We start from the raw sequence: 14818 nt of genomic DNA, 5'->3' as shown, positions 1-14818 counted from the left end.
TCTCTCCCAAAAAGCGTCAAGCAAAAAGCGGCCGCACGGTCTTGAATTTTTAGCTCTTTTCATTCCTTATTGGACATGATAAATTGGTAAATACAAACTATTTTGAACAAGCTTGTCTAGGAGGGACCCGCTTGAACTTTCAAATTCAAATGCTTGGAACAGGCAGCGCTTTTGCAAAAAAATATTTTAACAACAATGCCCTGTTTTTTAAGAATGAAAAAATAGCCATGCTCGATTGCGGCATTACGGCGCCATGGGCGCTGCACCAGCTCGGGTATACCTTTAACGATATAGACGCTCTATTCATTAGCCATATTCATGCCGATCATATCGGCGGGGTGGAGGAATTTGCTTTTCAGCGCAAATTTGTGTATAACCGGCTGCCGGCTCTGTTCATTCCCGAGCCGCTTATTGAGCCATTATGGGAGCATTCGCTCAAAGGCGGGCTATGGCAGGAGGATACGCCGGCATTAGAGGATTACTTCAGGATTACACCTCTATATGAGCGCCAAGAGATCGAAATCGTGCCGGGTCTTACGGTTGAAGCAATTCGTACCAAGCATATCAATGGCAAAGCCAGTTTCTCTTATTTGATCAACAAGCATTTTTTTTATTCAGCCGATATAAGATTTACGCCTGAGCTGCTGCAAAGCTTATGCGACCGCGGCTGTCAGACGATTTTTCACGACTGTCAGCTAACTTCGCCAGCAGCTGTGCATACTTCACTCGACGAGCTGCTGACCTTGCCCACTGAAATACAACAACGCATTTGGCTCATGCATTACGGCGATGCTATGCCCGAATTTGAGGGACGCACAGGTCCCATGCGCTTTGTCAAACAGCATATCAAATACGATTTTTAAGTAAAAAAAGCGCCGCTTGGGAGCATTCACTCCAGCGGCGCTTCTCATTCACTCAAATCTTGGCAATTGATCCAGATTGTTGTCCGGGTTGCCATCCGCGTCACCGCGGATATACGTTTCGCCATCCCGTCCCTTAAAGGCATTAACGCCAGCAATACGGCCAGCTTGCACCTCCGCGAGCGCCTCATCATATTGCAGCACCCGGCCAGTCGAGGTTTTAAAGGCTGTCAAATCGCCGTCGCCGTTTTTTTGCACAGCTACAATGGATTCTCTGGTGTCTTGATTCGCATTTACTCCGGATTGCTCTGAGAAATTCATACTTTCGCCCTCCTTTCCTCGCTTCTCTAGCATAGATTTCCCTTGCCCGCCTTCTCTTATTCAGCAATATCGGTTATCATTAGGTCAGTATTGTTGTTGAAAGGAGCTGGACGCCGCTATGACCTCTGTCTACGTCATTTCTATCATTATATGTATCGTTCTGACGGCGCTTTATTTATGGGTGACGAAAAAAGCGTATTCACGCAAATGGGAAGATGATTAAAGCCATTACGGCGTTGCCCTCAGGGCAACGCCTTTTTTCGCTGCTAAGAGTCACTGATCGGCGCACTGTACGGCGGCCTTACAGAATCCGGAAGCTTCGGAGGCAGCGTTTCGCTTTTTGGCGTTTCGTAGACCGCACTAAAAACCGATTTGCTGTTGCCGTATACAGTGTTCATAACAGACTGCTCGCCACCCTCCAGTTCACCTCCGGCTTCATTTACCGCCTTAGTTGTTCCACACCCGGCACATAGTACAAATGTAACTGCTATCGCAAGCAGCATCCCTATTGTTTTCAACAAACATCAACCTCTGCTTCATATCAAGATGAGATTAGTATGCGCCAGGTATAAATCCTCTAAACATTTTTGCTTGAATCGGTTATTTCACTTTCCGTTGCCATATGAACTCTTCATCGTAAGACATCGAATCCGTTTTCACCGCTAACGTCAAATAGTAGGATACGATACCGATTAACCCAAACATGCCGGCCAGCCAGATGACCAAATAAGCTCCTTCATTCATCATCATCACGCCTTTCTGCATCAATCGTTTGTTATCAATTTATGTATATGTAAGCTAGACCGTATTAGTCGAACCGATTAATTTCCTAGCTGCAGAAATTTTTTCTAAAAAACAGTTGACTTCTCTCTTTAATCTTGATATATTAATACTTGTCACTACGACAACATGATCTGTTAGCTCAGCTGGGAGAGCACTATCTTGACAGGGTAGGGGTCAGTGGTTCGAGCCCACTACAGATCACCATACTTAAAAGCCCAAGAAGCCTTGATTTATAAGGCTTCTTTTCTTTTTGTCTATTTTTATGCGAACACTAAAAAATCTGGTGCCGGGATCAAGCTCAATCCATCTGCTAGGTGCAAGCTTGGGGCGCAGTCTTTATCATATACATATGCAGCACACATAGTTTCACTTGCTATCCCTCCCTTGTATTTCCGCATGCAGACGGCATTGGTTCGAAATCTATTTCTCTTAAATGAGGCTTACTTCCCTACTATAAACACACAGTCATAGATAAATAGTAGCGCATAACTTATCTTGTACCAAAACATAGGAGGTGCTTAGAAATGTCTGACATCCTTGGAGAAGAGTTTCGTCCTCGCCGCAACATGGGCCAAACCCTGGTGCTTTTTATTTTGTTGGTCATTATCCTCAGAACCTGCTTCTTCTAAGTTCCGTAAAGGCCCGCTTGATCAGCGGGTCTTTGCTTTCTTCTCCCCTCCCATGATTGAAATCTATTTCTTTTAAATAGGGCATACTTCCCTACTATAAACACACAGTCACAAATAAATAGTAGCGCATAACTTATCTTGTATCAAAACATAGGAGGTGCTTAGAAAATGTCTGAGATCCGTGAAGAGTTTCGTGAACGCCGCCACTTCTCCATGACCCTGGTACTTTTTATTTTGTTGGTCATTATCCTTTGTAGCTGCTTCGGAGGTTTCTTCTAAGTCCCGTAAAGGCCCGCCTAATCAGCGGGTCTTTGCTTTACTTCCACCCTGCCATGATCCTGAATGCGCTTCCTTCTCAGCACCACCGCAGGGTAGGCGAATAACACGTTTTAAAATCCAGCATAACAAACACCCAATCACACTGCCATTACCATGCATAATTTATCTTGTATCACATCAAAGGAGGAGAAAAAAACATGTCTGAACCTGTTCGTGGAGGATTCTTTGGTAACAATATGGGCCAAATCTTAGTCCTGTTTATTTTGCTGGTGATTATCCTTTGTAGCTGCTTTGGTTTCGGCTTTATCTAATTGACATCATTTCCACGCTATACTTTGTATTTCCCTCCCTTAAGACCCGCCATCTAGGCGGGTCTTTTAAGCATTCTTTTATCGACAAGCAGGAAAGCGGCTCCTGCCTGCTAATAGGTATCCGCTACAGATTAAATATAATAGTAACAAACACCCAATCATCCAACTCCCTTTTCTCATACATTAATGTGTACCCAAACAAAGGAGGTGCAGGAAAGAATGTCTGAAGTTCGCGGCGAGTTTGGCTTTCGCAACAATATGGCCCAAGTCTTAGTACTCTTTATTTTGTTGGTGATTATCCTTTGCGGCTGCTTTGGATTCGGCTTTTTCTAATAGCCCGATTGAGCGAAAATCCTCTCTTAAAGACCCGCTGGCAATGCGGGTCTTTAGCATTTTCAAACCTCTGCATAGTAGCGATCATTTCCGATGTATAAAATGATTGGTTTTATCGCAACATATTTCCATCAACAGGAGGTGATCGAATGGCTCGCAATAACCGACTAGTTATTCCTGAGGCACGTTGGGCTCTTGATCAAATGAAATTTGAGGTAGCTGCACAGCTCGGCATCGACCTGCCTGCGGACGGCTATTATGGAAATATGGCTACGCGCGATATGGGATTGATTGGCGGCAACATTACCCGCAGACTCATCCAAATCGCCGAGCAACAGCTACATAAATAAAATTAAAAGGGAACCGCAGACTGCCGCTCATTAGCAGACGCTGTATGGTTCCCTTTTTATTAACATTATTGATGAGTAGTTGCCGTTTCTAAATCAGCCAGCGGCGGAATCGACCAATCAATTTCCGGACTGCCGATACTTTTCAAAAATTGATTCGTACGCGAAAACGGCTTGCTGCCGAAAAAGCCACGATGCGCGGCAAAAGGGCTCGGATGCGCCGAAGAAATAATAAAATGGCGATCGGTATTAATGTTGGCAGCCTTTTCCTGAGCATGTCTGCCCCATAGAATGAATACGATCGGTTTTTCCCGTTCATTCAATCTGGCTACAATGGCATCGGTGAATTTTTCCCAGCCTATCCCTTGATGCGAGGCGGCTTGCCCAGCTTCGACGGTTAACACATTGTTAAGCAGCAGCACTCCCTGCTTCGTCCAGGGGAGCAAATAGCCATGATCAGGTATCGCACAGCCAAGATCGTCTTTCAATTCTTTAAAAATGTTTTGCAGCGATGGCGGCGGCTTCACACCAGGCTGTACCGAAAAGCTTAATCCATGCGCCTGACGCGGCCCATGATAAGGATCTTGTCCCAAAATAACAACCCTCGTGTCGGCATATGAAGTGTAATGAAGCGCATTGAAAATATGATGCATATCGGGATAAATCGTCTTGGTGCGATACTGCTCTGCTAATAACAATCGCAGCTCGCGATAATAATCCTGCTCCATCTCTTCATGTAACCATTCAGACCAATCATTATTAAATATTTGTGCCATGCTAATGATCTACCTCCCTGTTCACTAACAAATGATACCGGAAATAGAACGAGCATACCACCCTTTTTGTACTGCTTTCAAAAAAATTACGATCAATATCGCCGATTCACTTGCTCTCACCTTATTGAACAGGGTAAACTTAAAGATACGGGTTGTTTCGAAACTAAGTCTATGCTTCCGAGACAAGCTTGGTTGCGATGTAAATGTGGAAGTATAGCTACACAAAACATTTAGGAGATCTGAGTATGGCCAAACGACAACGCAAGTTTTCTTGGACGAATTTTCTGCAACGCATTTTGTTTATTACCCTTGGCGCCATTTTAATGGGGGTTGCGCTCGAAGTATTTCTTGTTCCTAACGAAGTCATTGATGGCGGCATTACCGGAATATCGATTGTGATTTCCAAAGTTACCTCCCTCCCGCTGGGTTTATTCATTTTCCTGCTCAATGTGCCTTTCCTGTTTATCGGCTACAAGCAAATCGGCAAAACCTTTGCCTTTTCCACTCTTTACGGGATCGCAATAATGTCTGCGACTACGGCCTACTTACATCATGTAGAGCCATTTACGAATGAAAAAATATTAGCCGTCTTATTTGGCGGACTTATACTTGGTCTTGGTGTCGGTCTTGTACTCCGCTATGGCGGCTCTCTCGACGGATCGGAAATTGTCGCTATTTTGCTATCCAAAAAAACACGACTGCCCGTCGGTCAACTTATACTCATTTTTAACGTGTTTATTTTCAGTATTGCTGGCTTTGTTTTTGGCTGGGACTCGGCCATGTATTCCATCTTCACCTTCTATATCGCTTCTAAAGTGATGGATATCGTGGTGGAGGGCTTGAACGAATCCAAATCAGTCACGATTATTTCCAGCGAGTATGAAGAAATCTCCGAAACGATCATGAAACGTCTCGGCCGCAGTACAACCTTCCTCTATGCCCGCGGCGGTTACAGCAAGGAAAATACACAAATGATTTACTGTGTCGTCACACGCCTTGAGGTCGCTAAGCTGAAAGCGATCGTGCAAGAAATCGACGCCACGGCGTTTATCGCGATTGAGCATGTGTCCGATGTGATGGGCGGCAATTTCGAGAAATCTGCCATTCATTAAAGGTTATCTCCTCCAGTCCTTCTGTTGCATGATGTTACAATACATTATGTAGCAGAAGGTTTTTTTATTTCAAACAGAATAAACATGATTTCGAAATTGTATATCTCGACATAGATGTACCTAATTGCCGCTTCAGCACGCGTCAAATGACCGCTAGACTCAAAGGAATAGTCTGGGATAGAGAAATAAACCTATCCAACAGCGCGGCTTCTATATAGGGCCGAGACGCTGCAGAAAGAAATTACGGATCGATTATCGTGTAATAGACGAATTTTACTGTGGAGGAATCGATTAATGCCCGCTATAATATAAGTAACACCGCACCAAAATAATAAAAAACGCGGTTACAATCGAAATTCGTTATGCGGTATTATATAAATTAGCTTGTAAGGATTTTTACGTGAAAGGACGAAGTATAATGGAGGAAGTTAAAGCAATGCTGCGGGCGATTATCGAAAATCAAGCGATAACGAACGCGAAACTAGACGCTCTTGAAATGAAAGCCGCTAAGTTCGAAGGCGAGGTTCGCAGCAATTTTCGAGAGTTACAATCGCAAATGGACTACTTGGCTGGGAAACTCGGCCAGCACGACAAGGACTTATACATACTGCGGCACAATCTTCAGGCAGATACAGAAAAATCGTACTAGGCTGAAAAAGGACGCCCTAAAAAGAAGCGTCCTTTTCAGTGAGTCGCCTGTGTCCCGTAAATTGTATCGATCAACGGGGCCGGTCGTCTCCATTTTATTTGCGCTCTGCCCCCATCTTTCCTCGCAAAAAAATACAGCTTTTAACCGCATATTCTTCGTACGCGGTTAAAAGCTGTATTTTACGCGGCCATTTTACCGAGGTGGACACGTCAGGATTCATATTTTACGGTGCGTAATATTCGTATTTATTAACGGTTGCTTTCGCTTGGGTGTAGCCTCGGCAAACCGCATATTTTCGCTGATTTTTGTAATGGTGCCGAGGACGGGAATCGAACCCGTACGGTAGTCACCTACCGCAGGATTTTAAGTCCTGAAACGGTTTCCGTAGCCCTTATTCTACACCATAGAAAGCTCGAACACAAATCCTTTAACCGAGCGGGTTAAAAGCACTTTTTAAGTACCGTGCCCTCTACGTTCAGAAAATTGCACACGGAGCCATGTTAGCGAAAATGTTAGCAAAATGATGGAGCAGAAGCTATGTGCTTCTGCTCCTTTTTTCTACAAAAATGTATCTCATCGCAGCTTGATGAGCAAAGGTGCTTTGTAAATTAGAAAAACAACAGAGGTAGGCATTCAGATTCAATAACAATAATCCCATGAGATCTTGTTTCTACAACCGATTGCACCGATGATATGTGTGAATTCATGAATGTAAAAGTAGCCAGTCAACGTGGCGTAGGTCCCGAGATTTTACGAATTTTTCAGGAGCAGAGTGATAAGGAAATCTATGGCGTAAAGTCTTGTGTAGCCTGGGTTAAAGCTATTTTATAAAATTGGTGATGTTTCACGTTCAATACGCCGAGGAAAGCCGAATTGCTCAAATCATTTCAAAAAATCTAAACTATCCTTCCTCTTTCTTAAGAGGCCATTTCTCTATTTCATTCTTCTGCGATAGCTCCTCATTTTCTGAAAGAGCGACGCTCTGTATTTTTTCTTCGACTTGCTCACCAGATGCATCTTCTGCATGTATCTGCAGTAATCCGTTTTGATCAATATTAAGTGTTATTTTGATACTATCACCTGTATATAAGATTGGGTGATAAAACTCAACTTCTTTTATCTGCTCGTATTCTTCTTCACCGTTTCTACTGCTCACACCCTGGGCTATTTTTAATCTTGTACTTGGACTCAACACAAATGATACACTATGATTCAAGTGTGCTTTAGCAGGTGGGTATGGAGTCCCTCTGTTAATAATCGGGTTAAATGAATTTCCGCTCAATAATCCATAACTATGGACAGTCTTTCTTTGGAATTTCCCTTTAATATCAAACCCAGCTAAAATACCTGCATAAATCGCTGCACCTCTAGCGACTGTATGATCTTCTCTACCATCTAGAGCAGGTGCCTTCCCGAACAACTTAGATACCAAGTCACGCACTAAAGGAATTCTTGTAGAACCACCAACCATAATGACTCTGTCCAATTTATCCCATGAGTCCAAATCGCCATTAGTGTTACCCTTTGCAGTCATTAATGCCCTATTAGCTCTATCTTCCATTTCCTGCAGTTTCGGTTCTAAAGTCTTTTCTACATCGTTTCTAGTAAGATCTATGCTCATTAGTGTTGTAAAAAGGCTACTATATGGGATATAGACTTTCCGTGAACTCATATTACTTAACATAATCTTTGCATTCTCTACGGTGTCAATGATGTCAATTAATATAGCCCAAAGTTCAAAATCTTTGACCTGTCCGGTATCTCTTAATTCTTTTAAGCCCGATAAAACCTTATCCAAGTCAGTTCTCTGTTGTGGATATTTATCAATTAGTTTTAAGAGTGTTACTTCGGTCAAATCTAGATCGAAATCAAATCCACCTAATTTTCGATGTCCCTCCGTTGCAATAATTCGAATAATTGGATTTTGATCCTCCCATGTTAATTGGGCTACAGAGATATCAAAAGTACCTCCACCGAGATCAAAAACTGAGTAATATTTATTACCCTGACTGCTATTAATGTTATTCTCGTTTATTTTTTCATGTAAATAGTCCAAGATCGCAGCAGTAGGTTCCTCAATTAAAACTACATCTAAGTTTAACAGCCTTGCAGCATCTATAGTAGCTTGACGTTCATTATCTCCAAAAAAAGCTGGAATCGTTATTACAACACTCTTTAATTCAAGCTCAGGTGCCCTCTGTTTAGCGTATCTTATCAAATAATTAAGAATAAAAGAGGAAATCTGCTGGGGACTAAAATGCTCAGCACCTCTCGACTCATTGATAATGTATCGATATTGTGAGTCTCCCATCTTCCGTTTGACCCACCTAATCACATTATTAGGTTCTTCTTTCCATATTTGAAGGGCGTCATTACCCACTACAGAACTCCTGTCATTTGAATCAAAGAACACAACGGAAGGCGTCAAATCTTTACCACCAGGGTTTGATAACACCTTCGGATACCAATTATTTCTTGAGTCCAAAACCATTGTAGAAGCAACTGAATACGTAGTTCCCAAATCAATTCCCAGTGCAATTAAACCTGTCATTTATTTCTCACCTCTTATTCTGCCAACCAAGTTCATCTAAAACCTGGATTAGCAACTTCAAGGTATAAATTTGATGCATGTATTGATCAATTATTGGATTAATTATTGTTAAAAAACCTTCCTTGTCTGAGTCATTAAGCTTTTCCAAAAACGGAGACATCTGCTTATATAAGGTCTCTTCAGAAAAAATTAATCTTTCACCATTAAGGTATCCTTGCAATTGTAAAATTACTTGAGTAAATTTACTTTTCAATTGATCATTGATTCTGATTTCTGATTTGAGCAACCTGTTCTGTGTATCATTTACAGAAATCTCAAGACTATTAATTTTGTATCTTGATTCCTCAAGTTCTTTCAAAAGCTTATCGTAATTCTCGGTGTTAATGACGTTTGTGTTAAGTTGTGTTGGTGGAATAATTGAGTTCGATACATTACGAATTCGCATCTCCATTTTTTGCAAAGTATCTCTGATACTTAAAATATCGTTTACTTTACGCTCAATTCTATCCAACGTTTCCTTCAAAGGTTCCACAGGCTTTTCAAAAAGATTGACAAGAGCCTTTTCTAATGAATCTGAACTTGTTTGAGTTCCAACCTTTGTTTTATTTCTTGGAAACTCATTTGTGGTTTTAATACTAGCTGTAGTTAAGTCAGTATTAGATTTACTTTTAGACGATTCATATTTAGTTTTTATATTTTGATTTATCGTAAATAGATCTGAACCTCCATTTACATTTGGTTTAAAAAAAGTCCTAATTATCCAAGGATCTGTAGGACTCGTATTGTCTGTAATAATCAACCCACCATCTCGAGCAATATTTTTCAAACGCTCGCTTTCCCTAATATTCGGTGAGTTGGGTAAAATACCAATATACCGATTATTAATTAATACTTCCCACTTGTTCCCTTGTATAACTGCATATTTAGAACGAGCATTAATTGTATGAACTTTTATCGACGAGAAACTGATATTTCTATTTCTCCAAAAGAATTCTTCCAAGTTCTCAGTCTTTGCATTGACATCAAGAAGTTCAGTATAATCGTCAGCATATACTTGATCAACCCTTATATTAACTGGCGGTATAATCCACTCAACTGTGTTATCTTTAGAGAATGCAACTAAAATCCTTTTGGGATCGATTGGATGTTTTGCTATAGTAAATATGGACATCTTAGCCCTCCTATCTCGGTTTGCCAGCATAAATCATTTGATACTCTTCATTTGTACGGGAGCGAATGAACACCTGCAATTACATAATTTCTGTGATTATTATAATACTCAACGACGAAAAATGTCTTATTTTTCGACAAAAATTTCAACCATTTATTTCTTGCCGCTAAAAAGTAGGTTGGACGATTTAAAGCAATTTCATGCCAGAATGTCTTCCATCTTAGATCTTTACAAGCGACACCAACTTTACTCATCGCAGGTTCCCAAGTAACTCCATTCAATTGAAATTCAATTCTATTTTCCCAAAAGAATGGTCTGCGTAATTCGGCTACATTTTCCTTAGGTGTCATAATAATATCAGTAATATTATCTGGTTCCACCATTGTAACATATGTAGTTGTTCCAATAGGTGTATCGACCGATTTATTAAGTGAGAGTTTGTGGAGCCATTTCAAACGATCATCACCAGTGATTATATCAACTGGCTTAGGCGGGATCGTATAATCTATTCGATGGACATTTGATCTCGCTTCCGTATAATCTCTAGCTATATTTGCTGAAGTTACTTGAAACAAATCCCACACAGGTTTGTTATCAATTGTCGCTGAATTAAGCGGCAACTTCGGTAACAGTACCCATTTATTCTCGTCCAAGTCCCACGCAACAACTTCATATTGTGTCTGAGTTGTTTCTGTTAAAGCAAGGGTCAATAAATTAGCCATATTAGATACCTCTTGTCTTTATTATCTATTTTCCATAAGCGCTAACGAAGAATACATATAGATTAATTTAGAAAGCTCAACATTTAAGCCATAAGAACTTCTTAAATCTGGATATTTGGAAATTGTTTCAGCCAAACACAGCAAAATTGGAAGCCAGTAACCATTTTCAATATCGATAAACTTTGCCTGATCAAATAACGTAATAATCTCCTGCAGTTCTCTGACATCTAGATTTTGCTCTTGTAGAAGACTTCTCATAAGCAACCATAGAGTGTCTCGAAAATGCTTTGAAACACTAGTCGGATCTGTTCTATATAACTCACATAGACTAAGTATCCATTTAAATCTATCTACATTTCTAAACTGAGCACTCTTTATCAAAGGCCACATTATTTCACGACTTATTTTAGCCTTAGGAAATAGACTCACGGGACTTAACAAATTATGATCTAAAGCTGTCCATTCACCTAATAAGAGTAGTCTTGATCCTTTTACTAGTGACTCTCCCTTAGCACTTCTTGAAAGCCCAGAACCTATGATGAAACGTTGAGTTGAACTTTCGCTAACCACTTCGTCTTCTAATTCAAGTGTCCCTTCACTTATTGCGCCTCTCAAGAAAAGTGATCTATATTTATATTGATCACCGTAGTAGTGCTGGAAAAACTGACCATTAGAGTCGTATACTTCTGCAAAAAGTTGTGAGCAGCCATCAATAGCTGAATCAATATTTTCCCAAACCAGAATTAATGAGTCACTAAAAACAACAGACTGTTTTAATCCACTTGGAGAATTACTTACGAATTTACGAACATGATCATGGAATAAACTCAACTTATCTCTAGCGATTGGCAAGTTTCTTTCAATCAGATCGCTTATGCCTAGAATATCAATAAATGCTGTATAGCATTGACTTTCTGATAAATTCATTAATGGCACCATCCGTCACTATATATTCACAAGCATTATTATATTAAAAAACGAAGAACTTCCAATATTCCCTCTCGTTATTTAACTATTCTGAAATAATCACAAGCACCAAATAGTACTGTTTTTTCTTAAAAAGTGATTAGATCCACTGTAATGAAACTCGCATCAATATCCTTAAAACAGCACAGCCATTATAGCGTGATTAGAACGACAAAGGAAAACGGACTGCATCCGTTCCAGTACATTATAAAAGCGCTTCATGCCGTGTCACCTTTATTACCGGACACTCGCCGCAATTATTGAGTTATAAACATCATACTCTAGCTCCCATCTGAATACTAGGTGGAGCCTATCTGACATTCACATCCTTCGATTTCCAAAGTACAAGCAATGCGTAGAGTGGCTGAGAACTCTAGCACAACATCAAAGCTTGTACTGAATGAATGATTATTGAAAACAATTTACGCAATCTTTATACAAAGTAATACCTTTTGAACTACACCTTTTTACACAATTCGCCACCCTGATATAGACTTCAACTTGCTGAATATTGATCCTTAATGCATCACTAGCTCACGATTGAGAAACAACTGACAAACGCAAGTTCTTCTGTTTCCCTCAAGTGCAGTATACTTACCATCCTCGATGTAAACTACTATACGCTCCACTGGCATCAAGCCTTCATTTTCAACTATGCCTCGCGCTAATGATAATGCTCCTTCTTGATCGAGCAGGTAGTTCGAATATTAGCTTGACTATCTCCTGTATCAGGAATTATAAATCTTGGGTTTTTAGGATTCAGTATGAGATCGAGTGGAGACACTATTATTTGTCATCTAGTGGTCACCTTCCTTAAGCTACTCTGGGTTCTTTCCCGCCCATTATTCAGCACTTATTTATCTCTAGTACATTGATTCGATACAATACGACATTCTTCCTGCTTTTGGGTATAAGAAAAAGCGCTCTTCTGAGCGCTTTAGCCTAGTTTTCTCTTTTCATCTTTTCATTTGTAGAGGCGGACTCATATGTGAGGGTGTTCCTATCCTTGCTCAAGCTAAGGGAAGTCAGCTTTAAAAATGTCGATTGTCGATATGGCAATCTTTAGGCTTTTGATGACAACAGCCAAGCGGCGGCATGATGGGAGAGTTATGTCAGCGTTCCCCCTATGGCCGATTTGGCTGTCGTAACGCCAAGAACTAATGATAATCAAAGGTATTAGCTCATCGAAAGCACAGCAAAATATTACCGATTCTGTTGAGTAATCTGCCACATTTCAATTCTATATTATATTACAGATACCTATACCGATAGGTAGTCCTCACGAGAGATTCGCGTACAAGAGCCGAACACAGCAATCCGTGTTCGGCTCTTCATTTTGTCTGAGGGAGGTGCTTCTTTGTTTTCCAGCAATAGAGTGTCTCGCCGCGAGTAGCGAATAAGATTCCTCTGCGGCTGCAAAATCTGCGATGCTATCTGGTCGAGACAATGAATGTTGGGGTTAAGGACTTATTTGAACTGAGCAAGGTGCTTGAGAACGACACGATCAAGCAGAAAATCGTCCATTTTCAGCAGCCGGACTACTATAAGGAGTATATTCTTTCTGCTAAAACGATGATTGAGGTCGTTATTGTACCCATTGTTGCGGGCAGATACTGTCTGCTCATCATGATCTAATCCTACTTCGAATAAACTGGAGGGAATAAAATGAATAAATACGATAACGATACAACGACGTTTAAATCTTTGGTAGCAGCATCCCTTTGCGAAAAACAAGGGAGCTACCTCATTGAAGAACTGTTTCAGCGATTTCCCGACAAAAATGCATTTATGGATGCAACGGAACAAGAATTGATCCAGATTAAAGGCATCGGCGTGGGGAAAGCACAGCAGATTATTTCCCTGATCCAATTGACCCAAATCTTATCCAAGCCTAAACGTATCATCAAGATCATTAAAAGTCCAAATGATGTATATGAGTTGCTGGCTCCAGAAGTTCAGCACTTGAACAAAGAGCATTTTGTTGCTTTGCTGCTAAACACAAAGAACCATTTGATTGCCAAAGAAATCATATCGATTGGCTCATTAAACGCCACAATTGCCCATCCTCGCGAAGTTTTTCATAAGGCAATAAGGCATAGCAGCGCCTCGGTTATTGCTGTTCATAATCATCCGTCTGGAGACCCACAGCCGAGTTATGAGGACATTGAAATAACTCGGCGACTAGCTGAAGCGGGTGAGATTATCGGCATTGAATTACTCGATCATGTTGTAATTGGAGAGGATAGATATGTTAGCTTGAAAGAAAAAGGACATATGTAAGGGATTCTTACTTCTGGTCCCGAAACGATAAGATTTGCTTAACTAAATGGTAAATCGCCTCTTGTTCCGCTATAGTGCGACCGTGTAGTTGAAAGGCGATCTTTTGGGGAATGGAGAAATCATCATTTTCTGTAGTATCGCCGTCTTCAAAGCGAAATAATTCTTCCAACGTGATATCTAAAGAAACGGCTACTTTTTCAAGTGTATCAATGGTAGCTCCCCGCTCCCCCCGTTCCACTTGACCCATATAGGATGGAGTGATGTCAGCTTTAAATGCCAGCTTTTCTTGACTTAATCCTCGTTGATGGCGCAAGGTTCTGATTCTCTCGCCAACGATTATGGAAATTTTACTCATAGGTCTCATCACCTCAATACTAACCCTACTTCTCTATAAAACATAGATCGTAAGTTGAGCAGTGACAACGCAATATAGTAACTATTAAAATTAATCATTATAATAATTGACACCCTTCAACACCAACAGTTATAATCAGCATGGAAGAATCTAGGCAAAAAGGAGGATGACTTGTCCAATTCATCGCAAAACATTATAGGGGGTCTTGAGACTCAATCTGACCGATTTGTTAAAGTAAGAGCTCTTAAATAGCCTCTCGGAATTAAAGGGTAGCTGAAGGGGTGAAAACCGAGAGCAAAGACAGTTGTAGCTGGAAAACGTGGAAAATGAAAACCAGTTTCAAAAAAGGGCAGACTGCACCAATTTTTAAATG

Annotated in this window: 18 protein-coding genes and 1 tRNA gene; 10 read left to right on the top strand and 9 right to left on the bottom strand. The window is 40.7% G+C overall.

Annotated elements, in window-relative coordinates:
* The first annotated feature begins 131 nt into the window (after positions 1 to 131).
* Positions 132 to 863 carry an MBL fold metallo-hydrolase gene (locus ACFQ0N_RS03700; protein ID WP_379323019.1) on the top strand — a complete coding sequence of 244 codons (732 nt, stop codon included), beginning with the start codon at positions 132 to 134 and terminating at the stop codon, positions 861 to 863.
* Between the two features lie 48 nt (positions 864 to 911).
* On the opposite strand, the gene ACFQ0N_RS03695 is transcribed toward ACFQ0N_RS03700, so the two are convergent.
* The 3 genes from ACFQ0N_RS03695 to ACFQ0N_RS03685 form a co-directional block, all read right to left on the bottom strand.
* Entirely contained in the window at positions 912 to 1181 is a 270-nt protein-coding gene (locus ACFQ0N_RS03695; protein WP_379323018.1) for a DUF3892 domain-containing protein, read from the bottom strand.
* A 266-nt stretch (positions 1182 to 1447) separates the two neighbouring features.
* Complete coding sequence (locus tag ACFQ0N_RS03690) at positions 1448 to 1702, bottom strand: hypothetical protein (protein ID WP_379323017.1); 255 nt, start codon at positions 1700 to 1702, stop codon at positions 1448 to 1450.
* A 79-nt stretch (positions 1703 to 1781) separates the two neighbouring features.
* Entirely contained in the window at positions 1782 to 1931 is a 150-nt protein-coding gene (locus ACFQ0N_RS03685) for a hypothetical protein (protein ID WP_379323016.1), read from the bottom strand.
* A gap of 161 nt (positions 1932 to 2092) precedes the next feature.
* On the opposite strand from ACFQ0N_RS03685, the gene ACFQ0N_RS03680 reads away from it, so the two are divergent.
* From ACFQ0N_RS03680 to ACFQ0N_RS03660, 5 genes are all read left to right on the top strand, one after another.
* Positions 2093 to 2168, top strand: a tRNA-Val gene (locus ACFQ0N_RS03680).
* A 593-nt stretch (positions 2169 to 2761) separates the two neighbouring features.
* Positions 2762 to 2872 (top strand): sporulation protein YjcZ, encoded by a 111-nt coding sequence (gene yjcZ / locus ACFQ0N_RS03675; protein WP_379323015.1) that lies wholly within the window; start codon positions 2762 to 2764, stop codon positions 2870 to 2872.
* 197 nt (positions 2873 to 3069) lie between these two features.
* Entirely contained in the window at positions 3070 to 3183 is a 114-nt protein-coding gene (locus ACFQ0N_RS03670) for a sporulation protein YjcZ (RefSeq protein ID WP_379323014.1), read from the top strand.
* A 219-nt stretch (positions 3184 to 3402) separates the two neighbouring features.
* Complete coding sequence (locus tag ACFQ0N_RS03665; protein WP_379323013.1) at positions 3403 to 3516, top strand: sporulation protein YjcZ; 114 nt, start codon at positions 3403 to 3405, stop codon at positions 3514 to 3516.
* Positions 3517 to 3665: 149 nt separating this feature from the next.
* Entirely contained in the window at positions 3666 to 3866 is a 201-nt protein-coding gene (locus tag ACFQ0N_RS03660) for an alpha/beta-type small acid-soluble spore protein (RefSeq protein WP_379323012.1), read from the top strand.
* 65 nt (positions 3867 to 3931) lie between these two features.
* Here ACFQ0N_RS03660 and ACFQ0N_RS03655 read toward each other — a convergent pair whose 3' ends face one another.
* Positions 3932 to 4639, bottom strand: a complete 708-nt coding sequence (locus ACFQ0N_RS03655) for a uracil-DNA glycosylase (protein ID WP_379323011.1) — start codon at positions 4637 to 4639, stop codon at positions 3932 to 3934.
* A gap of 245 nt (positions 4640 to 4884) precedes the next feature.
* Here ACFQ0N_RS03655 and ACFQ0N_RS03650 point away from each other — a divergent pair, with 245 nt between their 5' ends.
* Complete coding sequence (locus tag ACFQ0N_RS03650; protein ID WP_379323010.1) at positions 4885 to 5751, top strand: YitT family protein; 867 nt, start codon at positions 4885 to 4887, stop codon at positions 5749 to 5751.
* A gap of 418 nt (positions 5752 to 6169) precedes the next feature.
* Entirely contained in the window at positions 6170 to 6400 is a 231-nt protein-coding gene (locus ACFQ0N_RS03645; RefSeq protein ID WP_379323009.1) for a hypothetical protein, read from the top strand.
* Positions 6401 to 7301: 901 nt separating this feature from the next.
* Here the strand turns inward: ACFQ0N_RS03645 and ACFQ0N_RS03640 are convergent.
* The 4 genes from ACFQ0N_RS03640 to ACFQ0N_RS03625 are packed head-to-tail and all read right to left on the bottom strand — an operon-like array spanning position 7302 to position 11771.
* Positions 7302 to 8951, bottom strand: coding sequence for an Hsp70 family protein (locus tag ACFQ0N_RS03640; protein ID WP_379323008.1), 1650 nt, complete (start codon positions 8949 to 8951; stop codon positions 7302 to 7304).
* Between the two features lie 7 nt (positions 8952 to 8958).
* Entirely contained in the window at positions 8959 to 10122 is a 1164-nt protein-coding gene (locus ACFQ0N_RS03635) for a hypothetical protein (protein WP_379323007.1), read from the bottom strand.
* A 47-nt stretch (positions 10123 to 10169) separates the two neighbouring features.
* Positions 10170 to 10844, bottom strand: a complete 675-nt coding sequence (locus tag ACFQ0N_RS03630; RefSeq protein ID WP_379323006.1) for a hypothetical protein — start codon at positions 10842 to 10844, stop codon at positions 10170 to 10172.
* Positions 10845 to 10865: 21 nt separating this feature from the next.
* On the bottom strand, positions 10866 to 11771 hold the full coding sequence (locus ACFQ0N_RS03625; RefSeq protein WP_379323005.1) for a hypothetical protein: 906 nt from the start codon (positions 11769 to 11771) through the stop codon (positions 10866 to 10868).
* Positions 11772 to 13256: 1485 nt separating this feature from the next.
* Between ACFQ0N_RS03625 and ACFQ0N_RS03620 the strand changes: the two genes are divergently transcribed.
* The gene (locus tag ACFQ0N_RS03620) at positions 13257 to 13445 is read left to right on the top strand and encodes a hypothetical protein (protein WP_379323004.1); all 189 of its coding nucleotides are present in this window, start codon (positions 13257 to 13259) and stop codon (positions 13443 to 13445) included.
* Between the two features lie 30 nt (positions 13446 to 13475).
* Positions 13476 to 14090 carry a RadC family protein gene (radC, locus tag ACFQ0N_RS03615; RefSeq protein ID WP_379323003.1) on the top strand — a complete coding sequence of 205 codons (615 nt, stop codon included), beginning with the start codon at positions 13476 to 13478 and terminating at the stop codon, positions 14088 to 14090.
* A 7-nt stretch (positions 14091 to 14097) separates the two neighbouring features.
* Here the strand turns inward: radC and ACFQ0N_RS03610 are convergent, their stop codons facing one another.
* The gene (locus tag ACFQ0N_RS03610; RefSeq protein WP_379323002.1) at positions 14098 to 14445 is read right to left on the bottom strand and encodes a helix-turn-helix domain-containing protein; all 348 of its coding nucleotides are present in this window, start codon (positions 14443 to 14445) and stop codon (positions 14098 to 14100) included.
* Positions 14446 to 14818: the final 373 nt, after the last annotated feature.

The organism is Paenibacillus sp. GCM10027626, assembly GCF_042676285.1.
GTDB lineage: Bacteria > Bacillota > Bacilli > Paenibacillales > Paenibacillaceae > Paenibacillus_Z.
The sequence above is the reverse complement of the archived record's forward strand: the minus strand, read 5'-3'. Positions and strand labels throughout refer to the sequence as shown.